The organism is Nocardioides segetis, assembly GCF_051390595.1.
Lineage (GTDB): Bacteria > Actinomycetota > Actinomycetes > Propionibacteriales > Nocardioidaceae > Nocardioides.
Map to the genome: position 1 here is coordinate 214,298 of NZ_JBNINR010000003.1, position 25,645 is coordinate 239,942.

Sequence of the window (25,645 nt, forward strand, 5' to 3'; positions counted from 1 at the left end):
CGCGAGGAATGCGCTGCACCAGCACCCGGGTAGGTGTCACAGCACCCGGGTAGATGCGCTCAGGCCGACCGCCGGTCGCCGTACTCCCGGCGCAGCTCGGCGGCCTCGAGCGCCAGTTCGGGGTGCAGTTCGGCTCCGAACCGCTGGACCGACTCGGAGTGCGCGCTCTGGATCCGACGGATCGCCTCCGCGCGGCGGCGGCCCTGCCAGATGTCGTCGTTGACGACGCGGACCACGACCAGCCTGCGGTCGGTGACGGCGCGCTCGCGGAGCTTCTCGTCGAACCAGGTCCGTTGCGGGTCCCCCGACAGCCCACCGTCCGCGACCGCGGTGAGCTTGACCTCGCCGTCGGCCTCGATCATGAGGTTGCCGACGCGGAGGTCGCACCACGCGACGCCACGCGACGTACGCACGGGGAACTGGGTCTCCGGCTCTCCGATCCCCGCCTCGATGACCAGCTCGCGCGCCAGACTCTCGAGGGCGCTCTCGGCGCCGGGGTCGGCCAGGTCGACGGCGGCGCGCGCCTCCTTCACGCCCGGCCAACAGGTCATGATCTCCGTCGCCAGCCGGAGGTCGGCGCGACCGACGCCCCGTCTCAACGCGGCGTCGCACGCCACGAGTCCGTGACGGAAGCCGTGCTCGCGGGCGATGTCGACCGCCGTCCGGGCGAGGTCGAGCGCGCGGAGCCCGTCCACCACGACCACCTGAGCAGGGTCGAAGCGGGCGAGATGATGCTTGACGCCGTACTCGGTCCAGGCGTTCGTCCACCCCGGGCGGGTCAGGTGCACCAGCGGGTCGCGCGGGCGCAGGATCGGCAGTTGTTGGAGATGGGCGGAGGAGTCGTGGCTCAGCACCCAGTCGCGCTTCGCCGCGAGACCCGCGGCCCGCGCGAGGAGCAGTGGCCGGCCGACGTACTCGTCGAGGGTGTTCCAGTACTCGGTCGCGGTGAAGATCCCGCGCCTCAGCACGCGCAGGCGCGGTGCGTCCTCGTCGCGGCGGCGATGCAGCATCGAGCGGACCTGGCCCGGCCCGACGCCGAGGTCGTGCAGCTGATGACGGGTGATCAGGCCACCGTTGGCGGCCATCGCGGCCAGGATCCGAGGATGCATGACCCGAACGGTTGCCGACCGGGGCGCCCTCGACACATCGGATCCCCGGACCTGTGGATAGCCGCGTACGACGGGTGGTCGGTCGGTCCGTGCGCGGCGCGACTACCCGGGTGCTGTGGCTACTACCCGGGCGTTGTTGCGCCGGTTTTCGTGCCGTAACCCTTAGTTACAAGCGGCGGGGCGAGCGGAGCGACGATCCGCGCCAGCCGTTCGCGCGCGGGCGGGGTGAGCAGCAGGACCGGGAGCAGGAGGGCGACGGTCATGCAGCCGATCACGATGGCGTAGTACGCGCCGTGGAGCGAGGAGTCGAGGGGGGCGACCAGGCCGAGCAGGACGGACACGGCGACGAGCGCGCCGGTCGCGTGCCGGGGCAGTCGCTGGGCGGCGAGGAACGGCGGCAGGAGCAGGAAATACCACAGGTGCACGACCGGAGCGAGGACGACGAACGCGGCCCCGACGGCCGCGACCGCCGCGAGCGCCGTACGCCGGGAGCCGGTCGGCCAGCGCAGCCCGACCCAGGCCCCGGTCCCCAGCGTCGCGAGCAGGCCGAGGCCACGCACGAGGTCGCGGAACGTCGCCGGGTCGGTGCCGAGGCCGACCTGGAGCGCGAGCCAGTCGAGCACGCCGCCGACCAGCGTCGTGGCCGACAGGGGCGTGTTGACCTCGCCGGGGACGGAGAGGGCGCGCAGCCAGCCGTTGCCGACGCCGGTGAGGACCCCCAGACCGAGCAGCGTGCCGACCGCGACCGCGCCGACGGACCCGAACCGCCGCAGGCGCGCGACCAGGCCGGCGCCGACGGGCAGCGACACGAGGACGATGCCGACGGCGACGAGACCGCCCGGCACCTTGACGCTCGCGGCGACTCCGGCCAGCGCCGCGCCCCCGACCCAGCCGTGCTCGACGGTCACGACGAGCGCGACGGCCATCAGGCCCACCATGAGGAGGTCGTTGTGCAGTCCGGCGACGCCGTTGGCCATCATCAGCGGCGAGACGATGACGAGGGCGGTGGCGACGGCCGGGTTCGCGCCGCCCCACCGCGCCAGGCGCGGCACCGCCCAGGCCAGCAGCGCCAGGCCGACCAGCGCGAACCCACGGTGCCCGATGACGAGGATCCAGGGGTTGCCGGTGACGCCGGCGACGATCGCGCCGAGGAACACCGGGACCGGCCCGTACGGCGTCGCGGTGTCCCACCACATCGGGTCGACCGCCTGCACGATCGGGGGCCCGGTGATCCAGCCCGGCAGCGGGAGGAAGGTGTCCGGTGCGAGCGCCCCCGGCCCGACGACGTACGGCGAGAGGCCGACCTCGGCGAGCATGCCCTGGGCGGCGTACGACCAGCCGTCGCGGGAGAAGAGCGGCGGCGCGAGCAGCAGTGGTGCCGACCAGACGACGGCCGCGAAGCGCACCAGTGCCACGCCGTCCGCGGGGTCCTCGGTGTCGCGGTCGCCGACCGCGACCGTGCGGCACAGGCGCAGCCACGCGTTCGCCAGCAGACCTAGGCCCACCAGGACCACGACCAGGCCGGTCATCCGGCCGATCTCGTGGGCCCGCAGCGCCTCCAGCGTGCCGAGCCGGAGCACCGGGGTCGACGGCGGCAGCGTGGCGGTGACGAGTCCCCCGAGCAGCACGAGGAGGCTGCCGAGCGTTCCGCGAGCGATCACGGTCGGACCGTAGGAGGGTCCGTTGTCACGGGATTGAACGCCCGGGCAACGGGGCACGAACGCTCGCAATGCCTGCTCGGAGGCCGCTCAGGGCACTACATTGCTGCCATCCGGTGCGCCCCCTGCACCATGACCCGAGGAGACCCCATGTCCGAGAACCAGCCGCCTCCCCCGCCCCCGCCGGGCGGGACCCCGCCGCCCCCGCCGGGTGGCTACGGCGGCGCGCCGCAGCCCGGCTACGGCGGTGCGCCGGCCGGCGTCCCGCGCCCCGGCGAGCTGCTCAACCGCTTCCTGGCCCGGCTGATCGACCACGTCCTGCTGGGCGTCGTGTACGGCATCCTCTATGCCGTCTTCAGCGGGATCTTCCTGACCGGCTTCGTGCACTCGTTCGGCGAGCGGTTCCTGTTCTGGACGGTCACGGCGATCGTGCAGGCCGTCATCTATCTCGGCTACTTCGCCTTCATGGAGTCCAACTACGGGCAGACCGTCGGCAAGATGGTGCTGAAGCTGCGCACCTACGGTCCCGACGGCGTGAGCAAGCCGACCATGGAGCAGGCGCTCAAGCGCAACGCCTACTCCGCACTCGGCATCCTGAGCGTCATCCCGGTCATCGGGTGGTTCTTCCTCGGCTGGGCCGTGCCGCTGGCCGCGGTGATCTACATCGCGATCACGCTCAACAACGACCAGCCCGACCACCAGGGCTGGCACGACAAGTTCGCGGGCGGCACGCGCGTCCTGCAGGTCGGCTGAGCATGCTGTAACTACCTGTTCGTGTCACTACCGCACCGGTCTACGGGTCAGGTGGCAACACGGACAGGTAGTTACAGTTCCGCCGACCGCGCGTCACGCCGTCACCACCCCCGCGCCGAGAACACGTTCTAGGGTTCGACCATGGGCCTGTTCACCCCCGTCGCGATCAAGCTCGGCTCCCAGCCGTGGATGCCGAGGCTCCTGCCCCAGATCACCTGGACCGACCACCGTCTCCAGCGGCTCACCGGCGGCCGGGTCAGCCTGGTGGGACTCGCCGGCCTGCCGAGCCTGCTGCTGACCGTCAAGGGCCGGAAGTCGGGGATCCCCCGCTCCACACCGTTGCTCTGCGTGCCCTGGCAGGGTGGCTGGCTGATCGCCGGGTCGTCCTTCGGCGCCCCGAAGCCACCGGTCTGGTCGGCGAACCTGCGCGCGGCGGAGACGGTCGAGGTCGACTACAACCGCCGCCACCACGTGTGCACCTGGCGGGAGCTGACCGGGCCCGAGAAGGAGCGGGCCTGGGGCCACATGCTGACGATCTGGCCGAACTACGCGAAGTACGTCGAGTGGACCGACCGTGTCATCCCAGTCTTCCTGCTGACGCCGCAGTAAGGCGAGGCTTGCTTTAGCCTTCCTCCCATGGGGGAAGGCACAGCAGGTGCACAGGTCGTCGCGCGCATCGCCGACGACCTCGCCCGCCATGGCCCCCACCCCGCGCTCCGTACGACGAGCGGCACGGTCTCGTACGCCGACCTGGCCGCTCGCGTCGACGCCGCGCGGGCCGATCTCGACGCCCTCGGCACCGGGCTGCCGCAGCTCGTGCACCTGCGGCCGGCGGCGACCGTCGACTTCGTGACCGCCTGGCTGGCCGCGCTCACCGGCGGGCACGCCACGCTCCTCACGCACGACGAGGGCCTCGCCCGGGCCTACGGCGCCTCGATGGCGCACGACGGCCGGTCCTGGCAGCCGACCGGGCGCCCAGCGCCCCGCCTCCACCCCGACCTGCGGCTGCTGTTGAGCACCTCGGGGTCGACCGGGTCGCCCAAGCTGGTGCGCCTCTCCGCGGCCAACCTGGACGCCAACGCCGCCGCCATCGCCGACTACCTCGGCCTGACGGGCGACGACGTCGCGCTCACGACGCTGCCCCTCGACTACTGCTACGGGCTCTCCGTGCTGCACAGCCACCTGCTGGCCGGCGCCGCGCTCGTCCTCGACGACCGCTCGGTGACCGACCCGGGGCTGTGGGAGCGGGCCCGGACCGAGGGCGTGACGTCCTTCGCGGGCGTGCCCTACACCTTCGACCTGCTCGGCACCACCGGCTGGCCGGTCCTACCGACCCTGCGCCAGGTCACCCAGGCGGGCGGGCGGCTCGCCCCCGCCCGGGTTCGCGCGCTGGCCGAGCAGGGCGCGCGCGAGGGCTGGGAGCTGGTGGTGATGTACGGCCAGACCGAGGCGACCGCCCGGATGGCCTTCCTGCCGCCCGAGCTCGCCGCCGCGCACCCGGGCGCCGTGGGCGTCGCCATCCCCGGCGGGACGTTCCGGATCGACCCGGTCGCCGGCGCCGAGTCGGGCGTCGGCGAGCTCGTCTACCGCGGCCCGAACGTGATGATGGGGTACGCCGACGCGCCCGCCGACCTCGCCCACGGGGCCGAGCTCGATGAGCTGAGAACCGGTGACCTGGCCCGGTTCACCTCCACCGGCCTGGTGGAGATCGTCGGCCGGCGGTCCCGCTTCGCCAAGCTCTTCGGGCAGCGGGTCGACCTCGACCGGGTGCAGACGCTCCTCGGCCTGGGCGGGTACGACGCCGGGTGCGCCGAGTCCGCCGACGGCACCCGTCTCGTCGTGGCCGTCCCCGGCTCGCCCGACCCGGCGACACTCGCGGAGGTGGTCGCCGCCGCCGCGACGGCCACCGGCCTGCCGGAGCATGCGGTGCTCGGCGTGCCCGTCACGGTGCTGCCGCGGCTGCCCAACGGCAAGCTCGACCAGCAGGCGCTGGCACGGCTCCGGCCGGCTCCGGCCGCGGGCGCCGACGCCGAGCCCGGCTCCGCGGAGGCCTCGATCGCCCGGCTCTACGGCCGCATCCTCGGTCACGAGCGGGTCGGACCCGACGCCTCCTTCGTGAGTCTCGGCGGCGACTCGCTGTCCTACGTCGAGCTCTCGCTGCGCCTGGAGGCCCGGATCGGTCCGCTGCCCGGCGACTGGCAGAACCGGACGGTGGCGGAGCTCGCCGCACGCCGGGACCCGGACGCTTCCCCGCCCCGCCGTCGCCCGCGCTGGGCGCGGGTCGACACCACGATCGTGCTGCGCGCCCTGGCGATCCTCTTCATCGTCGGCTCCCACACCGACCTGTGGGTCGTCCTCGGCGGCGCGCACGTGCTGCTCGCCGTCGCGGGCGTCAACTTCGCGCGCTTCCACCTCGCCGACGAGGGCCCGCGGGAGCGGCTGCGGCGCGTCGCGCGTGCCGCGAGCCGGGTCGCGCTGCCGGCGGTGCTCTGGATCGGGGCGGTCGCGCTCCTCACCGGACAGCCCGGCTGGCGCAGTGTCCTGCTGCTCAACGACGTGCTCGGCTCCCGCGACTGGTCCGAGCCGGCCTGGCACTACTGGTTCGTCGAGGTCGTCCTGCTGCTCGCGATCGGGGCCGGGCTGCTGACCGCCGTCCCGCGGGTGATGGCGCTCGAGCGCCGGCACCGCTTCCCACTCGCCCTGGGGCTGGCCCTGCTCGGCCTGCTGCCGCGCGCGTGGGCCGACCTGGCGTCGTACGGCGGCGACGTGATCCACTCCTCGGTGTTCGTCGCCTGGCTCTTCCTCGGCGGCTGGGCGGCCGCCGTCGCGCGCGGCCGGCGCGACCGGGTGCTGGTCAGCGTGGTGCTGTGCGCGGGCTGCTGGGGCTTCACCGGAAGCACCGACCGCGACCTGCTCATCGCCGCCGGCGCCCTCGCCCTGGTCTGGGTGCCGAGCGTCCCGTGGCCACGGCCCCTCGTCCCACCCACCGGAGTGCTCGCCAGCGCCTCGCTCTACGTCTACCTGACCCACTGGCAGGTCTACCCGTGGTTCGAGAGCCGCTGGCCGCTCGGCGGACTGCTCGCCTCGCTCGCCGTCGGCATCGTGACCTGGCGCCTCGTCAACCGCGTGCCGGCATGGACCCAGCGGATCGACCGGCCGCGGCGTCACTACGCTCCCGTCCAACCAACCGATGAGGAAACCCGATGAAGAAGCAGCTCGTCCTCGGCGTCACCGCCCTCACCCTGGTCTCGCCTCTCCTCGCCGCGTGCGGCGAGGACGAGCCGAAGCTGGTGATCTACAACGCCCAGCACGAGCCCCTGCTCAAGGAGCTCGCCCCGGAGTTCACCGAGGAGACGGGCATCGAGGTCGAGCTGCGCAACGGCAAGGACCTCGAGCTGTCCAACCAGCTGGTGCAGGAGGGCAAGGCATCGCCCGCCGACGTCTTCCTCACCGAGAACTCTCCCGCCATGTCGCAGGTCGAGGCGGCGGGGCTCTTCGACGAGCTGCCCGCCGACATCCTCGACGTGATCCCCGCGCAGTACCGGCCGGTCAGCGGCCTGTGGACCGGCTTCGTGGCCCGCTCGACGGTCCTCGTCTACAACACCGAGCAGGTCCAGGAGTCCGACCTCCCGGCCTCGCTCCTCGATCTCGCGAAGCCCGAGTGGCAGGGGCGGATCTCCTTCTCCCCCACCGGCGCCGACTTCCAGGCGATCGTCGCCGCGGTCCTCGAGCTCGAGGGTCCCGAGGCGACGAAGGCCTGGCTGGAGGGCATCAAGGCCAACGGCACCGTCTACGACGGCAACAACCTCGTCCTCGAGGCCGTCGACTCCGGCGAGGTCGAGGTCGGCATCGTCTACCACTACTACTGGGAGCGCGACCGCAAGGAGAACGGCGACGTCAGCGACCAGAGCGCCCAGCACTACTTCACCGGCGGCGACCCGGGCGCGTTCGTCAGCGTCTCCGGTGCGGGCGTGCTGAAGTCGAGCGACATGAAGAAGGAGGCCCGCCAGTTCGTCGATTTCCTCGTGAACGAGAAGGGCCAGCAGATCCTCGCCGACAGCTACGCGCTGGAGTACCCGCTCAACCCCGAGGTCGAGCTCGAGGGCGTCACCAAGCCGTTCAGCGAGCTCCAGCCGCCACAGGTCAACGTCTCCGACCTCGACGCCGAGACCGTGGTCGACCTGATGACCGAGGTCGGCTTCCTCTGACCGTCCGCACGTCGAGCCGCTCGACCCCCGTCCTCCTCCTCGCCGGCCTGGCCATCGCCGGGCTCGCGCTGGTGCCGCTCGGCTACGTCCTGTGGACCACCGCCGAGCTCGGCCGCGCCGAGGCCGTCGACTTCCTGTGGCGGCCCCGGATCGGGGAGCTGTTGTGGAACACCACCCGGCTGCTGGCCGCCGGGGTGCTGACCAGCGCGGTCGTCGGGGTGGCGGGAGCGTGGGTGGTCGAGCGGACCGACGTACCCGGCCGCGGCTGGTGGCACGGCCTGCTGTGCGCGCCGCTCGCCGTGCCCGCGTTCGTCAACGGCTTCGGCTGGGTCTCCACGACGCACGCCGTGCAGTCGTTCCCGGGTGCGGTGATGGTGGTGACGCTGTCCTACTACCCGCTCGTCTACCTGCCCACGGTCGCCGCGCTGCGGCGGCTGGACCCGGCGGTCGAGGAGGTCGCGACCGCCCTGGGCAAGGGGCCGTGGCAGGTTTTCTGGCGGGTCACTCTGCCCGCGATCAGCCCCGCTGTGCTGGGCGGCGCGCTGCTCGTCGGCCTGCACCTGCTCGCGGAGTACGGCGCCCTGCAGCTGCTCAACTACCCCACGCTGACGACGGCGATCCTCCAGCAGTACGCGACCGTCTTCAACGGCCCCGAGGCGACCCTGCTGGCGCTGGTGCTGGTCACCTTCTGCCTGCTCCTGCTGGGCATCGAGCTACTGCTGCGCGGACGTCGGCCGCGCTCGCGGGTCGGGGCCGGCACCAGCAGGGAGTACGCGCGGATCCGGCTCGGCCGGCGCCGTCCCGTCATCGTGGCCGGCCTGGCCGGGCTCGCCGTCTGGGCGCTCGGCGTCCCCCTCGCCAGCCTGGTGCGCTGGCTGGTCCGCGGGACGTCGACCGGCCTGGAGGCCGGCGAGCTCACCAGCGCCCTGGGCAACACGCTGCTGCTCGCCGTCCTCGGCGGTGCGATCACGACCGCCGCCGCGGTCCCGGTGGTGTGGCTGGCCGTGCGCCACCGCGGCCTGCTCACCACCGCCATCGAGCGCAGCGTCTACACCGCCAGCGCCATGCCGGGCATCGTGATCGCCCTGGCCCTGGTCACGGTGTCGATCCGGGCGGTGCCGGACCTCTACCAGACCCTGGCCCTGCTGCTGGCCGGCTACCTGATCCTCTTCCTCCCCCGCGCGGTGGTCAGCGTGCGGGGCACCTTCGAGCTGGTGCCGCCGACGCTGGAGGAGGTCGCCCGCAGTCTCGGCTGCACCGGCCCGGCCGTGGCGCGGCGGGTCACCCTGCCGCTCGTCGTCCCCGGCCTGGCCTCGGGGGCGGCGCTGGTCGCCCTCGCCATCTCGACCGAGCTCACCGCGACCCTCCTGCTCGCCCCGCTCGGCACCGAGACGCTGGCGACGAAGTTCTGGTCCTACGGGTCCTCGATCGCCTACGGTGCCGCCGCGCCGTACGCGCTCGCCCTGATCGTCCTGTCCGTCCCGTCCACCTGGCTGCTGGCCCGGCTCAGCATCCGGTCCCCGAGGAGCACCCGATGACCGCACTCGAGATCCAGGGGCTGGCGGCCGGCTACGGCCGCACCACCGTGCTGCAGGACGTCGATCTCCGGGTGGCGTCCGGTGTGACCGCGATCCTCGGCTCGTCCGGATGCGGCAAGACCACGCTGCTGCGCGCGGTCGCGGGCTTCGTGGAGCCCACCGCCGGCACCATCGACGTAGCCGGGAGCCGGGTCGTGGGCGGGGCCCGGACCGTGCCGGCCCGCAGCCGCGGGATCGGCTACGTCCCCCAGGAGGGCGCACTCTTCCCCCACCTGAGCGTCGCCCGCAATGTCGCCTTCGGCCTTCCCCGCGCCCAGCGCCGCGACGCCGGGCCCGCCGTGACGGCGGCGCTCGAGCTCGTCGAGATCGACCCCGGACTCGCCGGGCGCTACCCGCACGAGCTCTCCGGCGGGCAGCAGCAGCGGGTCGCCCTGGCCCGGGCCCTCGCGCCCCGACCGGCGCTGGTGCTGCTCGACGAGCCCTTCTCCTCGCTGGACGCGTCGCTGCGCGAGGAGACCGGCCGCGCGGTGGTCCGCGCCCTGCGCGCGGCCGACGCGGCCGCCGTCCTCGTCACCCACGACCAGGGTGAGGCGCTCTCGCTCGCCGACCAGGTCGCGGTGATGGTGGCCGGACGGTTCCTCCAGGTCGCCGCCCCTGCCGAGGTCTACCTGTCGCCCGCCGATCCGCGGGTCGCGGGCTTCATCGGGCACGCCTCGCTGCTGCCCGGCGAGGTGACGCCCGAGGGCCGCGGGCGCTGCGCGCTCGGCGACCTCGCGCTCCGCACCGCGACGGGCGACCGTACGCCGCCCGGACCGGCCCGGTTCGCCGTACGCTCCGAGCAGCTGCAGGTCCGCGCGCCCGCCGAGAGCGCCGACGGCACCTCCGGCGAGGTCGTCGACGTCAGCTTCTTCGGCCACGACGCGACCATCCGGGTCCGGCTCGGCTCCGGCGAGCAGGTCACCGCGCGCACGCCCGCCGGCTCCGTCCCGCTCCCCGGCGACCGCGTGCAGGTGACGGTCGTCGGTGACGTGCTCGCCTTCCCCGGTGCCGCCTCCGACGTCCCGGAGCGGCTGTAACACGCTGTCCACCCAACCGGTCGCCGGTCGTCCGCGGGCAAACGACTCCCGCAGGGCGGCTCCGCTCCCCACAATGAGGGGATGACGGCGCATCCGGGGGGCCGGCGGGATCGTCGCCCCACCCGGGCGCGCTCCCGACGGCGGGTTCGCCACGACGACCAGCTCCGCGCTCGCGCGTCGCGGTGGTGGAGCGCGGCCGTCGCCGGGCTGCTGCTGCACCCGTACCTGGTCGTCGCGCTCCTCGGCGAGGGCGGCGACGCCCGCCTCACGCTGGCCGGCCAGTCCTCGACCCTCCTCGCCGACCTGCTGGTCCTCGGGGCGGGGATCGCCCTCGCCGTCGACGCCCGCCTCACGCGCGACCCGCTGCGCGCCGGCATGGCGGTCGCGGCCACCCTCGTCGCGATGCAGGACGCGCCCCTGGTGGTGCTCGGGATGATCGACCCGACCCTGACCGGGCACTCCTACCGCCTGACGACGGGCCACCTGGTCACCGTGCTCATCGTGCTGGTCGTGCTGCGCCGGGGTCGCCGCGCGGTGGTGCCGGCGCGGCGGCCGATCGCCGCCGGCCTGCTGCTCGGGCTCGCGGCACTGGGCACGACCCTGGGCCTGCACGCGCTCGCGCAGACGCTGGACCGCGGCCCGGCGTACCTGTGCACCGGTGACCCGTTCGACGTGGCCCTCATGGTCCTGATCGGCGTCGTCCTCGCCGCGATCGGGCTCCAGCTGCGCCGTTCGCCGCTGCCGGCCTGGGCCTCCACTCGGATCGGCGTCGGGATCCTCGCCATCTTCGCGGCCCGGCTGTGGGCGACGGTCAGCGCCGCGACCACCCCGCCGCTGCCGGCCGTCGCCGGCGTCGCCGTGTTCAGCGCCCTGACCGTCACCACCGCGGCGACGCTGCTGCGGCTCTCCCTCGAGCAGGCCAGCGACCGGGTCGCGCACTACGCGCGGCTCGCCGCCGAGGCGCAGGCCGAGGTGAAGCAGGACCGAGAGGTCGCGCACGACGTACGGTCGACGGCCGCGGGCATCGCCGCCGCCGCCCGGCTGCTGGCCAGTGGACAGGTGCCACCGGGCCCGCGGCGCGACGCTCTCCAGGCGATGGTCGACAGCGAGGCCGCCCGGCTGCGGCGGACCGTCGCCGCCGAGCCCGGGCGGCTCACCGTCGTCGCGATCGACGAGGTGGTGTCGCCGCTCGTCCTCGCCCAGGACGCCCTCGGTCACCGGGTGAACTGGACCCCCGGCGGGCATCGGGTCGTCGCCCGCAGGGATGCGCTGGTCGAGGTGCTGGTCACCCTCGTCACCAACGCCGCCGACCATGCCGGCGGACGGGGCACCACGATCCTCTCGGCCGCGATCGCCGACCGCGTGGTCATCGTCGTCTCCGACGACGGGCCGGGCATCGACCCGGAGATCCGCGCCAGCCTGTTCCAGTGGGGAGCCCACCGCAGCCTGTCCGCGGGCCAGGGCATCGGGTTGCACCGCGCCCACCGGCTGGTCCTCGAGCAGGGCGGCACCCTGGAGCTCGTGGACGATCCCGGAGCCAGGGGGACCGTCTTCGTGATCACCCTCCCCCGGGCCGAGGACCCGCCGACCGAATGATCAGCGCCGGGCCCGCGGGAACACCTCCAGCGAGCGCCGGTACAGCGCGACGGCCGCGAGCTGCGAGTCGACGCCCAGCTTGCGGCGCAACGACTTCACCTGGCTGCGCACCGTCGTCTCGGCGACCCCCGACGCCTCCGCGATCCGGCGTACGGACATGCCGTCGTACAACGAGCCCAGGATCTCGTACTCCCGGTGGGTGAGGAGCTCCATGCGCCGGATCAGCTCCCGCTGCTCGTCGGCGACGCTCTCCCATGCCCGCAGGGCGCGCTGGCGCACCGCCGGCGGGGTCGGCGACCGGCCGTTCATCGTCTCCCGGAGCGCCTTCGCGAGACTGACCGTGGTGGTCGTCGTCGGGAGCACGCCGACCGCTCCCGCTCCCAGCACCGTCCCCCAGCGGGGGCCGAACTCGCTGTCGGTGAGCACCAGCCACCGGATCGGGCCGCGGGCGACGAGCAGCTCGACGTCGTGCAGCAGGTCCGGGGTGCGCAGGTCGCACAGGATCACGCCGACCGACGCCCCGCTGCGTGCCAGCGCCCGGCGGAACGAGAGCCGCCCGCCACGCTCGGGCCAGTCGAACAGCACCGGGGCCAGGCCCCGGCCCTGGAGGGCGGCGGCGATCGCCTGGCCGACCAGCCGACGCTCGGCGACCAGGGCGATCCTGCGGACCGGCTCCTCAACGGACATCGACGACGACACGGTCGATCGTTCCGTGGAACTGGTCGGCGGAGTCACCGGCGATCCGGCCGCGCTCGGCGACCTTGGCCCCGATCGACAGCGGCACGTGGCCGAAGGAGATCACCCCTGGATCGCCGGTCGCCGTCCACTCCCGCGGCGCCGCGGATCCCTCGAGGTCGACCAGCCGCAGCCGCACCGCCGCCCCCGCCCGGGTGCAGGTCAGCCGGTACCAGCGCTCGGGCGTGACGGGCCCGTCCCCCGCGACGAGAACCTCGCCCGCCGTACCGGCGAGACGGCAGGAGGGCACACCGTGGTCGAGCTGGATCTTGAGCTGCGCGGGCTCGCCGAAGCGGCCGCGCTGGACCAGGTTGTCGCCGTCGTCCCCCGCGCGGCCGGCCGTCGCCGGATCCGCCCGGAAGTCCACGCTCACGACGAGGTCGTTGCTGCCCGGGTCCAACGGGTCGGGGGCGGCGGGGTCGGTGCGGACGAGGATCGCGGCAGCCGGGACCGCCCCCTCCGCGGCGTACGCCGGGGTCCGCACGGCCGCGCCACCGCCGCGCCCCGGCGTCCAGGTGAGCCGGCCGCCGCCGGCGGTGACGACGCTGATGTCGACCCGAGCGGTGCCGTCGTTCACCGCGCCCGGCACGAGATCGCCCGGCACCACCACCTCGTCGAAGCCGAGACCGAGGTCGACCTCCCGTAGGCCCCGCGCCGGGTCGTGCGCCCGCGGCGGTACGGCGCCGTCGCTCACCCCGCACCCGCCGGCGATGCCGAGAGCGAGCAGGACCAGCCCGACCTTGCGCGCCGGCACGGCTCAGCCGCCCCGTCCGCTCGCCGATCCGGCACCGGGACCGACCCTGGTCCCGACACCGCGATCGCCACGGGAGCCGGCCGCGGCCCGCCGCGCCCAGCGAGCCTCGCGGGCGCGGCAGCGGAGGCGCCCGGCGGCTGTCCGGTGCATGACGCCTCCCCTCCCCGCCGGCCGATCACCGGGGTTGAGGCGACAGTAGGACGCACCGTGCGGGCCGTCGTCGCGCGCGGCGTTAGTCCCCCAAAATTGGTGAGCCGCGACCCGTCGGCGCCGGGGTCTCCTAGATGAGTGCAGCCACCCATCGCCGTCGCGAGCGCCACGCGGGAGGCGCGACCGCGGGGCGGCCCCGGGCGCGGCTCCCCCGTGGGGCGGCCCGACCCCAGCCGGATCGCCGAGCGCTGCTTCGTCGTCGGCTTGGCCGGCCTCCCGCTGTGGTGGGTCCTGGGCGTCGCGTCCCTGGTGCCGCTCGCCCTCGCCGTACCGCTCTGCTGGGACCTGCGCTCCCGGCGCCGGGTCCGCCTGCCACCGCACGCCGGTTGGTGGCTGCTGTTCCTGCTCTGGGTGCTGCTCGGCGTCGGCACCCTGTGGGCGGCCGCGCCCGACGCCGTGGACGACGGCGGCACCGGGCGGCTGCTGGTCTTCGGCTATCGGCTGGCGTGGTACGTCTCCTGCACGGTGCTCCTGGTCTGGATCGGGAACACCCCCGCGGACCGGCTCCCCGACCGGGTCGTGCACCGGATCCTGTCCTGGGTGTTCGTCGTCGCCGTCGCCGGCGGCCTGCTCGGGCTGCTCGCGCCGGACCTGGCCATCACCACGCCGGCCGAACGCCTCCTGCCCGGCGGGCTGCGGAGCAACGGCTTCGTGAGCACGCTCGTGTCGGCCGAGACCGCCGACATCCAGACGGTCCTCGGCCACCCGGATCCCCGGCCGAAGGCGCCCTTCCCGTTCACCAACACCTGGGGCAGCGTGATCTCGCTGACGCTCGTCGTCTTCGTCGCGACCGCCGTGACGAGCCGGTCCCGCGCGCGCTGGCTGGCCGCCCCGGTGCTCGTGGCCGCCGCGGTGCCGATCGTCTCGAGCCTCAACCGCGGGCTGTGGCTCGCCCTCGGCGTCGGCGGCCTCGGGCTCCTGGTGCTGCTGGCGCTGCGTCGCCACCACGCCGCGCTCGCCGCGCTGGTCGTGGTCGTCGTCCTCGGCGGCGTCGCCGTCACCTCGACCTCGCTCGGCGACACGGTCTCCTCGCGGCTGGACAACCCGCACAGCAACGAGCGTCGCTCCCAGCTCCTGGTGACCACGGTCGACTCGATGTCCCGCGGGTCGCCGGTGGTCGGCTTCGGCAGCACCCGCGACGTCGCGGGCACGTTCACCTCGATCGCCGGCGGCGCGACGCCGAGCTGCCCCGCGTGCGGCGTACCTCCGCTCGGGACCCAGGGACAGCTGTGGCTCGTGCTGTTCTCGCAGGGCTGGATCGGGACGCTGTTCTTCCTGACCTTCTTCGTGCTGGCGCTGCGCCGGACGTGGCGATGTCGCACGCCGAACCAGACGGTCGCGACCTTCGTGCTCGTGATCTTCCTGCTCCAGCTGACGGTCTACGACACGCTCGGGCTGCCGATGATGATCGTGATGGCCGCGGTGGCGCTCGCGTGGCGCGAGGAAGGGTCGGGTACGACGCTGCGCGGCCCCTCGCGCCGGGCCCTGGCGACGGCGGCCGCGGTCGCGGTCCTCGGCGCCGGTGTGGGCGTCGCCTCCACCCGGGGCGAGGACCACCTGGTCGCGAGCACCGTCACCGTCGCCCTGACTCCGTCGCCCACCTACCTCGACGTCGGCGACGTCGCCCGGGAGGCCGACGGCGACGCCCTCGTCGGATCGCCCGATCCCGCGACGATCGACACGGAGGCCGCGCTGCTGCGCTCCGAGAGCGCGATGGAGCGCGCGGGGGCGCGGGTCGGCCTGGCCCCCGCCGTCCTCCGCGGCGGGATCGGGGTGGCGGCGCCGCCGCTGTCGACCGTCCTCGACGTCACGGTGACCACCCCTCGCCGTACCGACGCGGCGGCCGCGGCGCTCGCCGTCGCCGAGGAGTATCTCGCCGAGCGCTCGCGCTTCCTCGAGGCGCGACGGGCCGACCTCGTCGCGCGGCTCGGCGAGCGGCTGGCGGCCGTCGACCCGGACGACCCCGCCTGGGCGGCGACCCGCAGCTACCTGCGGTCCGCGATCGACCACCTCACCACGCATCGTCCCGAGGTGGGCAGCGTGATCCGCGTCGGTCCCGGACAGCCCGTGGATGAGGGGCGCGGCGTCCCGGTCACCAGCGGCCTGGCGCTCGGTGGCCTGGCCGGACTCGCCCTCGTCCGGGTCCGGCCGCCGCGACCGCGGAGGCCCCGGAGCCGCCCACCGCGTCCGTGGCGGGAGCGGCCGCCCGGCGGGCGGTGGCGACGATGAGTCCCCGGCCCCGCGACGTCTGGACCCGGCTGGTCGTCGACCCGCTGGCTGATCCGCTCTCCCGGCTCCTCGCCCCGCACCCGGAGATCACCCCGAACCGGGTGACCGCCCTCGCCGGCCTCCTCGGTGTCGCCGCCGCCGGCTGCCTGGCAGCCGGTCGGCTCCGGCTCGGCGGACTGCTCTTCCTGCTCCGGTTCTTCGCCGACTGCCTCGACGGAAAGCTCGCGCGGCTGCAGGGCTCCAGCTCCGCGCGCGGCGCCCTGTTCGACGTCGGCACCGACGTCGTGTGCGTGACGGGCGCCTACGCGGGGCTCGCCTGGTGGGCCCTGCGCACCGGCCGGGTGGACGTACCGGTCGCGGTGGGACTGCTGGCGGCGCTCGGCACCTACGGCTGGGCGCTCGCCCATCGCAAGCACCTCGCCGCGCTCGCCGGACTCGGCGACGGCGGCTCCGGGCTGCTCCAGCGCACCGACCTTCCCCTGCTCGACCCGTGGCTGCGGGTCTGTCGGCGACTGGGCATGAGTCCGGTGCCCTGGGCGGTCGAGGCCGAGACCCTCGTGCTGGGCCTGCTCCCCCTCGCCGGGCCGGAGCCCGCGGCCGCCGGCCTGCTGGTTGGACTCGCCTTCTACACGGTCGCCACCGTCGTCAACCTGCGCCGGAGCTGGCGGATCGCAACGACTCTCGACGACGTACCGGCCCCGGTGCCGGGCGGGAAGGAGGCGTCATGAGCCGTCACGTCAGGCTGCCGGACGTCGATGTCGTGATCGCGACCCATGACCGGCCGGTCCTGGTCCGGGAGGCGATCGCGGCCGTGGTCGGGCAGGAGTACGCCGGCCGGATCCGCTGCATCGTCGTCTTCGACCGCTCGAGCCCCGATCCGGCGCTGGTCCGCGCCGACAGCGGCGACGGCCGCGTGGTCGACGTGATCGCGAACCACCGCAGCCCCGGGCTCGCCGGCGCCCGCAACAGCGGCGTACTCGAGGGGGACGGCGAGCTCGTCGCCTTCTGCGACGACGACGACGTCTGGCTGCCCGGCAAGCTGGTCCGCCAGGTCCGGGCCCTGCTCGACGGCGGCCCCCCGACCTGCGTGACCGGGATCGAGGTCGACTACGCCGGCGCCACGACCGTACGGGTCCCGTCGGTGGCCGACCTCGAGCTGCGCAACCTCGCGCGGCGGCGGGTCATGGAGGCACATCCCTCGACCGTCCTCGTCCGCCGCGACGACCTGATCGCCTCGATCGGGCTGGTCGACGAGGAGATCCCCGGCAGCTACGGCGAGGACTTCGACTGGATGATCCGCGCCGCCGGAGCGGGCGGGTTCCAGGTCGTGCCCGCGCCGCTGGTGCGCGTCCGATGGGGCGGCTCGCAGTTCTCGCGCCAGTGGGCGACGATCGTCGCCGCCATCGACTACGGCCTGGCCAAGCACCCGGTCTTCCGCGAGGACCGCCGGGCCCTGGCCCGCCTGCTGGGGCGCAAGGCGTTCGCCCTCGCGGCGCTCGGTGACCGCGATGCCCTGCGCTGCGCGGCCCGCACCCTGTGCACCTCGCCGTCGGAGCCGCGCGCCTACCTCGCCGGCCTCGTCGCGCTCCGGCTGGTCAGTGCCGAGCGGCTGCTGGACCTGGCCCACCGGCGCGGCCACGGGATCTGATCCCCGGCGCCCGGCGAGCATCGTCGTTCCATCCGCGCCGGTTCGGCGCGCCCGCGACTTCAATCTGCGCCGGGTCGCGCCTCCCACGACCGACGATCGCTCCCCCATTTGGGGGACGGGATTGGCCCGGACCTCCCACGCCCGGTCGAATCGAGCCCGACCGAGACGAGAATGACGAGGGCCGTGCAGATGCTCCCCGCGGCCGGAATCCGGGAGGTGGCGTCGTGCAGTACGCCGACAGACGTTGGAGACGTTGGACCTGGCTGGCCGCCGTGCTGGCCACGGTGGTGCTCGGGAGCGTGGCGGCCATGACGCCGGCACAGTCCCGCTCGGCGGCGGGCGCGAGCCTGCCGACGGGCGACTTCGAGACCCACCTGGACGGCTTCGCCGGGGTGGACGGGAGTCGGGTCGCCCTGTCCCGCGACGGCGCGGGACGCAACGACAGCCGCGCGATGGTCGTCCGCACGCCGCGCGCGGGCCAGGCGGCCACGGTGAGCAAGCGCCGGTTCGCCGGGACGCACGCCGCCGGGACGGCGTACGTCGTGCGGGTGTGGGTGCGCTCCGCGAGCGCGCGCCAGGTGGCGCTCCGGGTGCGCGAGGTGAAGCAGGGCAGGAACGTCCAGGCGCGCACGACGCGCGTCGCCGCCAAGGCGGGCTCGTGGACCCGGCTGAAGGTGCGGGTCACGACGAAGAAGCGGGACTCGGCACTGAAGCTGCGCATCCGCGCACCGCACGTGCCGGCCGGCGGCAAGGTGCTCGTCGACGACCTCAGCGTCACGCCGAAGGGCGGCGCCGGCGCGTCCGAGGGCGTGGCGGGCACGCTGACCAACGGCTGCGGCCGGACCGCCCGCGGCATCCCGTCGTGCGGCACCTACGTCGGCGCCGCGCACGGGTCGAACACCGACCCCAGCGCGCTGGAGCAGCAGCTCGGAGACCGCCTGGCCGTCCGGCGCACCTACTTCACCTCGACGGGCGTCGCGAGCGCGGTGCGCACCGCGCAGGCGGACCTCGCGGCCGGCCGGCTGCCGTGGATGAGCTTCAAGCTGCCGTACTCGTGGACCGAGATGGCCGACGGCCGGGGCGACGCCTGGGCCCGCGACCTCGCCCAGCGCCTGGCGGCGGTGGGCGGTCCGGTCTGGGTCGCCTTCCACCACGAGCCCGAGGGCGACGGCGACATCCAGGAGTGGCGCCGGATGCAGGAGCACCTCGCCCCGCTGGTCCGCGCGAGCGCAGCCAACGTGGCGTTCACGGTCGTGATGACGGGTTGGAACCAGTTCTACGGCGACGAGCAGTACAGCCTCGCCCAGATCTGGCCGCGCGGCGTCGAGATCGACGTGGCCGGCTTCGACATCTACCAGCAGTACGGCGTCGTGAAGAACGGCAGCACGACCACGAAGTGGACCGACTTCGAGCAGTACTACCGGGCGATCTCGACCTGGGCCCGGGGCGTCGGCGTCGACTGGGCCCTCGGCGAGACCGGCGTGACTGACGTGGCCGCCGAGGCCCGGCCCACGGCGATCGCCGACGCGGTCCGGCTGATGGAGGACTACGGCGGCATCGCCTACAGCTACTTCGACAGCGCCCTCAACAGCGTGGCGCCGTGGACCCTGGACACCCCGGCGAAGCGCGCCGGCTTCGCGCAGGCCCTCGCCGGCTCGCCCTCCCTGAAGTAGGGCCGCCGCCGCTGGTAACTAAGGGTTACCGCACGAATTCGCATGCAACAACACCCGGGTAGTAGCAACAGCACCCGGGTAGATGCGAGCACCTGGCCGACGTCCGAACATCCCTAGACGTCGGCCAGGTGCTCCAGCGCGACCAGCGTCTGCATGGCGCGCGAGGAGATGTGCTCACCACCCGGGACGTCGACGAGGCGGAGATACCTGGTCACGATCGCGACGAGGTACAACAGACTCCGCACGTGCGGCTCGCCGCCGAGGCTGCGGTCGCGGTACGACGCGAGCGCGAGCGCCCGCAGCACCCCCTCCGCCGAGGCCGGGGCGCCGGAGTTGAGGGCGTTGACCACGTAGTGCAGGGCGTCGAGGCCGCGGGGTACGCCGGTCTCGAACCGCTCCCAGTCCCACAGCAGGACGCGCTCGCCCGCGGGCGCCATGTTCCACGGCGTCCAGTCGCCGTGCCAGGCGCCCCACGCGAGCTCGCGACGGCCGGCGATCGCGGCCACCCGCTCCAGGGCCCGGCCGAACCGGCTGCGCGACACCGGGTCCGGCAGCGCGCCGGTGGCCCGCCACTGGCGGTGCCACCAGTCGGCCGTCGTCAGCTCGCCGTCCGGGGAGGCGAAGCGCTCGGCGAGCTCGTCCATCGCGGCGCAGGGCGGCGTCCACGAGCTCCGGTGCCGTCGCCACGGGGACGGCTCCAGCGGGCTGATGACCAGCACCGGACGGCCCTGCCAGGAGGTGCGGGCCAGGATCTCCGGCGCGACGAGGTGCTCGTAGGGCCGCGCGGTCACGGCGGCCAGCGCCCGTCCCTCCGCGGTCACGTCGGCGCAGGTGTTGTCGGACCAGCCGACCTTGACGAAGGCCCGGCAGCGTCCCTGGTCGTCGAACACCTGCAGCACCGGCTTCCGGTTCACCCGGGCGGTGCCGATGGAGATGCTGAAGCTGACCGGCATGCCGAGGACGTCGGACAGGTGCTCGCCGAGACCGTCGGCTCCCCCACGGACCTCCACCCGGTGCCGCAGCAGCCCGGGCACCGCGCGGACCATCGCGCCGGCGGCGACCCGTGCCGTGGTGTCCCACCAGGTCGAGGCGGTGCTGATCCGGCGCAGTGACGCGCCGGCCGCCACCGGCGACTCGACCGGCACCAGGACCACCGGGCCGCTCCCGCGGCTGACCACGGCGTACCGGGCGCGTACCGGTCGCCCGTCGCGGGCGGTCCCGGCCGGCACCAGGTCGGCGCCCGGCCACAGCTCGGCGGCGGCGTCGAGGAGGTCGGTGGACCCGGTGGGCGCGCTCATGCGCGGCCGCCGGTGCGGACGCAGACGAAGAGATGCCGACCGTAGTTGTCGGCGTAGGGACCGACCGCGTCGCGGTCCGGCCCCAGGTCGAGGATCCGGTCGAAGGTCGTGTGCTCGTGCAGGAACGCCCGGATGTGATCGGGGTTCCAGCCCCGCAGGGAGGAGCGGAACCAGCGCTCGTGCTCCTGGCCGGTGTCGAGGAAGAGCACCCGTCCGGTGGCCCGGTCGAGGAGCCGGACCAGCTCCACCTCGTCGCAGCTGCCCCGGCCGAGCACGAAGTGGTGCAGCAGGCTGAAGCACGACACGACATCCCAGGTCTCGCGCGTCCCCCGCAGCAGCGCGACGGCGTCGCCGATCCGGATGCGGTCCGGGTCGAGGCCGTAGACGAGCCGCCCCAGGGTCGCGCCCAGCGGATCCCGCTCGATGCCCTCCGCCTCGAAGCCCAGGCCGCCCATCTGCGCGACGAACCAGCCGTAGCAGCTGGCGACGTCGAGGTAGCTGCCGGACAGCGTGGGCCCGAGGAACCGGCGCAGGAAGGCGTCCATCGCCTCGAAGCGGTCGACACAGCAGCGCACGGTCGGCCAGTGCGCGGCGAGCTCCGGCGCGTCGACCGGCTGGTAGAGCTGGCGACCGCCGTCGAGCCACGACATCCGCTGGAGCAGGTCCTGCAGCGGGGTGGTCACCGTGCCGCGCCGCACCCGGACCGGCAGCGTCATCGCGCCCTCGGCGGCGGCGCGCGCCACCCGGTGGTGGCCGTCGAGGACCTGGTAGCAGTCGGAGTGGGCGATGGGTACGACGAGCACGGGCTGGCCCGGCGGTGAGTGCAGGTCGCCCGGCCGCGGCGCGCCGTCCCCGCCAACCCCACCGTCACCCGCCCACGACGCGGTCACGGTGTTCCCGGCCAGGAACTCCCGTGCCTGCGCGACGATCCCGGCCGCGTCCTCGGCCCCGAAGTAGCGGCCGGTACGCCGGATGCAGGTCCGTGCCATCCGTGCGTACGGCGTCGCCAGCAGCTGCGCGTCGGACAGGCCGCCGTGCCGCGCCGCGAGGGCGAGCAGCCCGGCGTGCGGACCCTCGGCCACCCGGCGCGAGGGCCACAGCGGGTCCTCCACCGCGGTGGCGAACGCGCCGGCGCTCATGCCGTTCTGGCCGCCGAGCAGGAGCTTGGCCACCGGCACCTCGCGCAGACCCGGTCGCCACCGGGTGACCCGGGCGAGCCGGTGGCGCGCTGGAGCGGTCAGTCGGGGGCGGGAACGGTGGAGCAGGTCGGTCATCTCGTCTCTTCCTCTCGCCAGCTGGGTGCCCGGCCGAGGAGCTCGGCGAGGGCCGCGTCGGATTCGTCGAAGCGGCGGCGCAGGGTCGCCGCCAGGTCGGGGGGCAGCGGGTCGCCGGGCCGCTCGTTCCAGCGCCCCACCTCGTCGGGGCGGTGGACGGCGAGGCCGAGCCGGCGTTGGAGGTCGACATAGACCCCGACCGGATCGGCGAACAGGGCACCGGCGTCGACGACGTGCACCCGCTGCCTGCCGAGCGCGGTGACGTAGCGCGCGAGCTGGGCGGCGTACTCGCCGCGCTGCAGGTAGGCGTGGTGACGGTGGGCGAAGCTGGTCGCGCCCGGGTCGGTCGCGAGCAGGTGGGCCTGGCCGGCGGTCCGCACCGCCTCCAGCGCCACGGCGTCGGCGAAGGGCAGGTTCTCGAAGCCGCGGGCGCTCTCGTGGCGGTGCGCGGAGTAGGCACGGGCCACCGGATCGCGGACGAGCGCGACGACCTGGCAGTCCGGCAGGTCCCGCGCGATGCGCTCGGCGGCCAACGGGTGGAAGAGGTAGTAGCCGCTGCACTCGAAGGTCCGCCGGCCGCGCGTGGTCAGGCGCAGGGGGAAGTGCGCGCGGTACCACCGCCGACCGTGTCGGTAGTTGTCGTCGAAGTACCCGGTGCCCTTGTCGACCGTGGGGCGGCACAGGCCGGGATGCTCGCTGAGCAGACGGAACAGGGTGGTGGTGCCGGCTCGCTGGGCGCCGACCACGATGATGTCCGGCTCCTGACGCAGCCCCGCGGTCAGCCAGCCCCAGACCAGCAGCACGGCCCGCGCGCCGCGCAGCAGCGGCGGCGGGAGCACGGGGCGCAGGCGGCCGGCCAGGGCGCGGATCATGCCGCGACCGCCGTCCTCCGAACGGGCCGCAGTCCGGCGATCACCAGGTCGACGGCCAGCCGGGCGCGCAACCGCCATACGACGGCGGCATATCCCGCACCGGCCAGGCCGCTGGCCGCCAGCCAGGCCGCCGGTGAGAGACCGACCAGCCCGGCGAGCGCGACCGGCAGCCCGACGCACCCGACCGGCAGCGCTCCCGCGAGGAGCAGTCGCCCGGCCTGCGGCGCGAGCCCGATCTCGCCGCGGAGCTGGACGACCGCCAGCGCACAGCGCACGACCACGGCGACCACCCATGCCACGGCCGCGCCGACGATGCCCATCCGCGGCACGAGCACCAGGCACAGCCCCACGTCGAGGGCCAGTGCGACGAGGGTGTTCGCCAGGCTGCGTCCGCTGCGCCCGGTCATCAGCAACAGCGTGTCGACGGGCCCCGACGCGACGGCGACGAGCATGCCGACGGCCATCACGACGGCGACGGCGACCGCCTCGTCCACGACGTACGACGACCCGAACCACCCGAGATGGGCGGCCGGCGCCGCCGCGACCGCGAGGTAGACGGGCCAGGCGAGCAGGATGCTCCAGCCGGTCGTCACGCCGAAGACCCGGTTGACGAGGACGGGCGCCTCGTCGGGCGGCCCGGCCAGGATCATCGTGAACCGCGGCTGCACGACCGTCGAGACGGCCTGGTTGGCGAGCTGCCCGAACACGACGAAGCGCGTGGCGACCGTGTAGACCGCCGCGTCCGTCGGGGAGAGCAACCAGGCGACCAGGACGATGTCGAGACGCTGCACGGCCACCTGCGCGATGCGGGCCACGGCACGCGGCGAGGTGAAGGACCAGAACACGCGGGCCCCGACGCCGCCGCGATCGACCCCGCCGCGATCGACCCCGCCGCGATCGAGCCCACCGCGCCGGACGGGACCGGTGAGTGCCACGAGCGCGCGTCCCGCGAGCACCGCGCTCGCGGCGTACGCCGTCGCCCAGGCGGCCGCCAGCCACGCACCCGGCAGCCCGAGCAGGAGCACGACGGCGACGAGCAGGACCTGCAGCCCGGGCCGCACGATCCGGTCCACGACGACGGTGGACCGGAACAGCGCGTGGGCCCGCACCGCCGCGAGACACAGGTCGGCGATCGCGGCCAGCGGCAGTGCCCACACCAGGGGCCGGGTGTCCGGCAGGGCGGCGGCGAGGGCGAGGGCCAGGCCGCACGCGACGAGCAGGACCGGGGCGCCGGCCACCCGCACCAGGTGGCGTACGGCGCCGGGCCGGGCGTCGCGCAGCACGAACCGCGCGAGCCCGGTGTCGGTGCCGAGTCCCGCGGTCGCGAGCGCCACCAGGAAGACCGCCGTCGCCGCGAAGAAGCGGCCCGCCGTGTCGGGCGGCACGCTCCGGGTGACCACGAGGACGAGCCCGAAGCCCGCGACCGTGCTGAGCACCGCGCCCGCGAGCGTGGCCGCGCTCCCGCGGGCGACCGCCCGCAGGTGCCGGCGCTCACCGTCGGTGCCGGGCGGCGGGTGCGTCACGAGTCCACCTCGACGACGCCCACGACCCGGGTCGAGACACGGCGCGCCTCGGTCAGCACGGCATCGAGGTCGGCGCGGCTCGAGGTGCGTGACCCGACCTCCACGACGACGGCCGTCGACGCGGCCAGCATGGCCCGCCCGGTAGGCGTGCCGAGACCGGGCGAGCGGACGAGGACGACGTCGGCGCGCTTGGCGAGCTCGGCGAGACTGCGCCGCATCTCGGCCGAGGCCGCGAGATCGGCGAAGTCGGCGCGGATCCTGGTCGTCTCGGTCACCGGCTGCAGCCGGCTGTGGAACTCGCCGTCCGCGACGAGGACGTCGTCGACGACGGCCTCCTGGAGGACCAGCTCGGCCATCGCCGCGGTCACCGCCGGGAGGGCGAGGTCCACCGTGACCACCTCGTACCGGGCGCGGGTCAGCGACTCGGCCAGCGCGGCGAACGCCAGCGGATACCTCCGGCCGGGCACCGCGACGGTCACGACCGGAGGCCGGTCCGAGCCGACAGCGAGCACCACGGACCGCACGTGCGCGATCACGTCGCTGTCGGCCCGGACCGGGGCCCGCAGGACGCCGAGCGGCACGGGGCCGCCCTCCGCGCCGTCAGCGACGTCGGCCAGGCCGAGCCCCGACGGACGACGGGTGCGCGCGACCGCGACCGACAAGACGAGGAGCGCGCCGAGGAGCGCGGCGACGATGCCGGAGCGGAGCGGGTCCGCCCAGGGACCGGCACCGACGACCTGGCCCGGCGTCACCAGCTGTCCGGGGTCCAGGCCCACCGCCTGGGCGGCCGCGAGCTGTGCCCGCAGGGAGCTGATCTGGACGACGACCTCCTGGACCTGCTGCTCGATCAGCTCCCGTTCCGGCGCCGCGGCGGCGAGCTTGTCGAGACGCGCCAGGGCGGCGTCGCGCTCGTCCTCGCGCTGACTGACGAGCTCCTCGACGCGCGAGGTCCGCTCGTACACGGCCGACTCCGTGCGGGATCGACGGAACCGGAGGTAGACGTCGGCGAAGGCGGACGCCCGGGCGACCGCGGTCGCGTCGTCGGGTCCGTGCGCGGTGATCTCGAGGAGCTGCGTGTTCGGCGGCACCGCGACGGAGACCGCGTCGAGCAGGTCGCCGGGCTCGCCGTCGCCACCGAGCTGGTCGAGGACCGCCCGGGCCACCGCGTCCGACCGGAGCACCTGCGCCTCGGTCTCCAGGTTGACGAGGTCGTCGCCGCGCCCGCCCGGGCTGTAGGCGTTGCCCTCCAGCGGGTGCAGCATGATGACGGCGGTCGCGACGTGCTCGCCCTGGCGATGGCGGGCCCAGGCGACCGCGGCCGCGCCGCTCAGCCCGGCGACCAGTGCGGCGACGAGCACGAGTCGTGTCACCCGGCGCTGTCCCATCGCACCTCCCCACCTGCGGTCATCCCCACGACGACCGACCCACTATCGGACGCCGTGACGGCTCCGGGAGGGCACGTGCGCGGATACCCCCAATTTGTGGGATGGG

The 25,645-nt window shown here is 74.5% G+C and carries 20 protein-coding genes and 1 pseudogene; 12 read left to right on the forward strand and 9 right to left on the reverse strand.

Annotated features, from left to right (window positions below):
• Positions 1-59: 59 nt before the first annotated feature.
• Positions 60-1,109 (reverse strand): hypothetical protein, encoded by a 1,050-nt coding sequence (locus ACPZVR_RS07310; RefSeq protein ID WP_436698915.1) that lies wholly within the window; start codon positions 1,107-1,109, stop codon positions 60-62.
• A gap of 122 nt (positions 1,110-1,231) precedes the next feature.
• On the reverse strand, positions 1,232-2,770 hold the full coding sequence (gene mptB, locus ACPZVR_RS07315) for a polyprenol phosphomannose-dependent alpha 1,6 mannosyltransferase MptB (RefSeq protein ID WP_436698916.1): 1,539 nt from the start codon (positions 2,768-2,770) through the stop codon (positions 1,232-1,234).
• Between the two features lie 147 nt (positions 2,771-2,917).
• Here mptB and ACPZVR_RS07320 point away from each other — a divergent pair, with 147 nt between their 5' ends.
• From ACPZVR_RS07320 to ACPZVR_RS07355, 8 genes and pseudogenes are all read left to right on the forward strand, one after another.
• The gene (locus ACPZVR_RS07320) at positions 2,918-3,520 is read left to right on the forward strand and encodes an RDD family protein (RefSeq protein WP_436698917.1); all 603 of its coding nucleotides are present in this window, start codon (positions 2,918-2,920) and stop codon (positions 3,518-3,520) included.
• 141 nt (positions 3,521-3,661) lie between these two features.
• Positions 3,662-4,129 (forward strand): nitroreductase family deazaflavin-dependent oxidoreductase, encoded by a 468-nt coding sequence (locus ACPZVR_RS07325; protein ID WP_436698918.1) that lies wholly within the window; start codon positions 3,662-3,664, stop codon positions 4,127-4,129.
• Between the two features lie 27 nt (positions 4,130-4,156).
• The gene (locus ACPZVR_RS07330) at positions 4,157-6,727 is read left to right on the forward strand and encodes an AMP-binding protein (RefSeq protein WP_436698919.1); all 2,571 of its coding nucleotides are present in this window, start codon (positions 4,157-4,159) and stop codon (positions 6,725-6,727) included.
• On the forward strand, positions 6,724-7,728 hold the full coding sequence (locus ACPZVR_RS07335; RefSeq protein ID WP_436698920.1) for an iron ABC transporter substrate-binding protein: 1,005 nt from the start codon (positions 6,724-6,726) through the stop codon (positions 7,726-7,728). Before ACPZVR_RS07330 ends, ACPZVR_RS07335 begins: the two co-directional genes overlap by 4 nt.
• Before the next feature lie 71 nt (positions 7,729-7,799).
• Positions 7,800-9,266: an ABC transporter permease gene (locus ACPZVR_RS07340; protein ID WP_436698921.1), complete on the forward strand. Its 1,467-nt coding sequence runs from the start codon at positions 7,800-7,802 to the stop codon at positions 9,264-9,266.
• A pseudogene (locus ACPZVR_RS07345) lies at positions 9,263-9,739 on the forward strand (ABC transporter ATP-binding protein); the annotation flags it as partial. The gene ACPZVR_RS07340 and the pseudogene ACPZVR_RS07345, both read left to right, overlap by 4 nt.
• Positions 9,740-9,886: 147 nt before the next feature.
• Positions 9,887-10,342 (forward strand): TOBE domain-containing protein, encoded by a 456-nt coding sequence (locus ACPZVR_RS07350; RefSeq protein WP_436699125.1) that lies wholly within the window; start codon positions 9,887-9,889, stop codon positions 10,340-10,342.
• A gap of 81 nt (positions 10,343-10,423) precedes the next feature.
• Positions 10,424-11,938: a sensor histidine kinase gene (locus ACPZVR_RS07355; RefSeq protein ID WP_436698922.1), complete on the forward strand. Its 1,515-nt coding sequence runs from the start codon at positions 10,424-10,426 to the stop codon at positions 11,936-11,938.
• Here the strand turns inward: ACPZVR_RS07355 and ACPZVR_RS07360 are convergent, their stop codons facing one another.
• Complete coding sequence (locus tag ACPZVR_RS07360) at positions 11,939-12,625, reverse strand: helix-turn-helix transcriptional regulator (RefSeq protein ID WP_436698923.1); 687 nt, start codon at positions 12,623-12,625, stop codon at positions 11,939-11,941. It lies immediately after the preceding gene.
• On the reverse strand, positions 12,615-13,427 hold the full coding sequence (locus tag ACPZVR_RS07365) for a hypothetical protein (RefSeq protein ID WP_436698924.1): 813 nt from the start codon (positions 13,425-13,427) through the stop codon (positions 12,615-12,617). Before ACPZVR_RS07365 ends, ACPZVR_RS07360 begins: the two co-directional genes overlap by 11 nt.
• Positions 13,428-13,715: 288 nt before the next feature.
• Between ACPZVR_RS07365 and ACPZVR_RS07370 the strand changes: the two genes are divergently transcribed.
• The 4 genes from ACPZVR_RS07370 (at position 13,716) to ACPZVR_RS07385 (ending at position 19,187) form a co-directional block, all read left to right on the forward strand.
• The gene (locus tag ACPZVR_RS07370; protein WP_436698925.1) at positions 13,716-15,866 is read left to right on the forward strand and encodes a hypothetical protein; all 2,151 of its coding nucleotides are present in this window, start codon (positions 13,716-13,718) and stop codon (positions 15,864-15,866) included.
• Positions 15,863-16,594, forward strand: coding sequence for a CDP-alcohol phosphatidyltransferase family protein (locus ACPZVR_RS07375; RefSeq protein WP_436698926.1), 732 nt, complete (start codon positions 15,863-15,865; stop codon positions 16,592-16,594). Before ACPZVR_RS07370 ends, ACPZVR_RS07375 begins: the two co-directional genes overlap by 4 nt.
• Positions 16,591-17,514 (forward strand): glycosyltransferase family 2 protein, encoded by a 924-nt coding sequence (locus ACPZVR_RS07380; RefSeq protein ID WP_436698927.1) that lies wholly within the window; start codon positions 16,591-16,593, stop codon positions 17,512-17,514. The genes ACPZVR_RS07375 and ACPZVR_RS07380 overlap by 4 nt, the downstream gene beginning before the upstream one ends.
• A 308-nt stretch (positions 17,515-17,822) precedes the next feature.
• The gene (locus ACPZVR_RS07385) at positions 17,823-19,187 is read left to right on the forward strand and encodes a carbohydrate binding domain-containing protein (protein WP_436698928.1); all 1,365 of its coding nucleotides are present in this window, start codon (positions 17,823-17,825) and stop codon (positions 19,185-19,187) included.
• Between the two features lie 113 nt (positions 19,188-19,300).
• On the opposite strand, the gene ACPZVR_RS07390 is transcribed toward ACPZVR_RS07385, so the two are convergent.
• Genes ACPZVR_RS07390 through ACPZVR_RS07410 form a run of 5 tightly spaced genes read right to left on the reverse strand, consistent with a single transcriptional unit; the run spans position 19,301 to position 25,539 of the window.
• Positions 19,301-20,485, reverse strand: a complete 1,185-nt coding sequence (locus ACPZVR_RS07390) for a hypothetical protein (protein ID WP_436698929.1) — start codon at positions 20,483-20,485, stop codon at positions 19,301-19,303.
• Entirely contained in the window at positions 20,482-21,759 is a 1,278-nt protein-coding gene (locus ACPZVR_RS07395) for a hypothetical protein (protein ID WP_436698930.1), read from the reverse strand. The genes ACPZVR_RS07390 and ACPZVR_RS07395 overlap by 4 nt, the downstream gene beginning before the upstream one ends.
• The gene (locus tag ACPZVR_RS07400; protein ID WP_436698931.1) at positions 21,756-22,631 is read right to left on the reverse strand and encodes a sulfotransferase domain-containing protein; all 876 of its coding nucleotides are present in this window, start codon (positions 22,629-22,631) and stop codon (positions 21,756-21,758) included. The genes ACPZVR_RS07395 and ACPZVR_RS07400 overlap by 4 nt, the downstream gene beginning before the upstream one ends.
• Entirely contained in the window at positions 22,628-24,154 is a 1,527-nt protein-coding gene (locus ACPZVR_RS07405; RefSeq protein WP_436698932.1) for a lipopolysaccharide biosynthesis protein, read from the reverse strand. The genes ACPZVR_RS07400 and ACPZVR_RS07405 overlap by 4 nt, the downstream gene beginning before the upstream one ends.
• Complete coding sequence (locus tag ACPZVR_RS07410; protein WP_436698933.1) at positions 24,151-25,539, reverse strand: hypothetical protein; 1,389 nt, start codon at positions 25,537-25,539, stop codon at positions 24,151-24,153. The genes ACPZVR_RS07405 and ACPZVR_RS07410 overlap by 4 nt, the downstream gene beginning before the upstream one ends.
• Positions 25,540-25,645: the final 106 nt, after the last annotated feature.

Coding starts and splice junctions, on each gene's coding strand:
- ACPZVR_RS07310 (WP_436698915.1), bottom strand. CDS start 1,109: ATGCATCCTCGGATCCTGGCCGCGATGGCCGCCAACGGTGGCCTGATC.
- ACPZVR_RS07320 (WP_436698917.1), top strand. CDS start 2,918: ATGTCCGAGAACCAGCCGCCTCCCCCGCCCCCGCCGGGCGGGACCCCG.
- ACPZVR_RS07325 (WP_436698918.1), top strand. CDS start 3,662: ATGGGCCTGTTCACCCCCGTCGCGATCAAGCTCGGCTCCCAGCCGTGG.
- ACPZVR_RS07330 (WP_436698919.1), top strand. CDS start 4,157: ATGGGGGAAGGCACAGCAGGTGCACAGGTCGTCGCGCGCATCGCCGAC.
- ACPZVR_RS07335 (WP_436698920.1), top strand. CDS start 6,724: ATGAAGAAGCAGCTCGTCCTCGGCGTCACCGCCCTCACCCTGGTCTCG.
- ACPZVR_RS07350 (WP_436699125.1), top strand. CDS start 9,887: ATGGTGGCCGGACGGTTCCTCCAGGTCGCCGCCCCTGCCGAGGTCTAC.
- ACPZVR_RS07355 (WP_436698922.1), top strand. CDS start 10,424: ATGACGGCGCATCCGGGGGGCCGGCGGGATCGTCGCCCCACCCGGGCG.
- ACPZVR_RS07360 (WP_436698923.1), bottom strand. CDS start 12,625: ATGTCCGTTGAGGAGCCGGTCCGCAGGATCGCCCTGGTCGCCGAGCGT.
- ACPZVR_RS07375 (WP_436698926.1), top strand. CDS start 15,863: ATGAGTCCCCGGCCCCGCGACGTCTGGACCCGGCTGGTCGTCGACCCG.
- ACPZVR_RS07380 (WP_436698927.1), top strand. CDS start 16,591: ATGAGCCGTCACGTCAGGCTGCCGGACGTCGATGTCGTGATCGCGACC.
- ACPZVR_RS07385 (WP_436698928.1), top strand. CDS start 17,823: ATGACGCCGGCACAGTCCCGCTCGGCGGCGGGCGCGAGCCTGCCGACG.
- ACPZVR_RS07390 (WP_436698929.1), bottom strand. CDS start 20,485: ATGAGCGCGCCCACCGGGTCCACCGACCTCCTCGACGCCGCCGCCGAG.
- ACPZVR_RS07395 (WP_436698930.1), bottom strand. CDS start 21,759: ATGACCGACCTGCTCCACCGTTCCCGCCCCCGACTGACCGCTCCAGCG.
- ACPZVR_RS07400 (WP_436698931.1), bottom strand. CDS start 22,631: ATGATCCGCGCCCTGGCCGGCCGCCTGCGCCCCGTGCTCCCGCCGCCG.
- ACPZVR_RS07410 (WP_436698933.1), bottom strand. CDS start 25,539: ATGGGACAGCGCCGGGTGACACGACTCGTGCTCGTCGCCGCACTGGTC.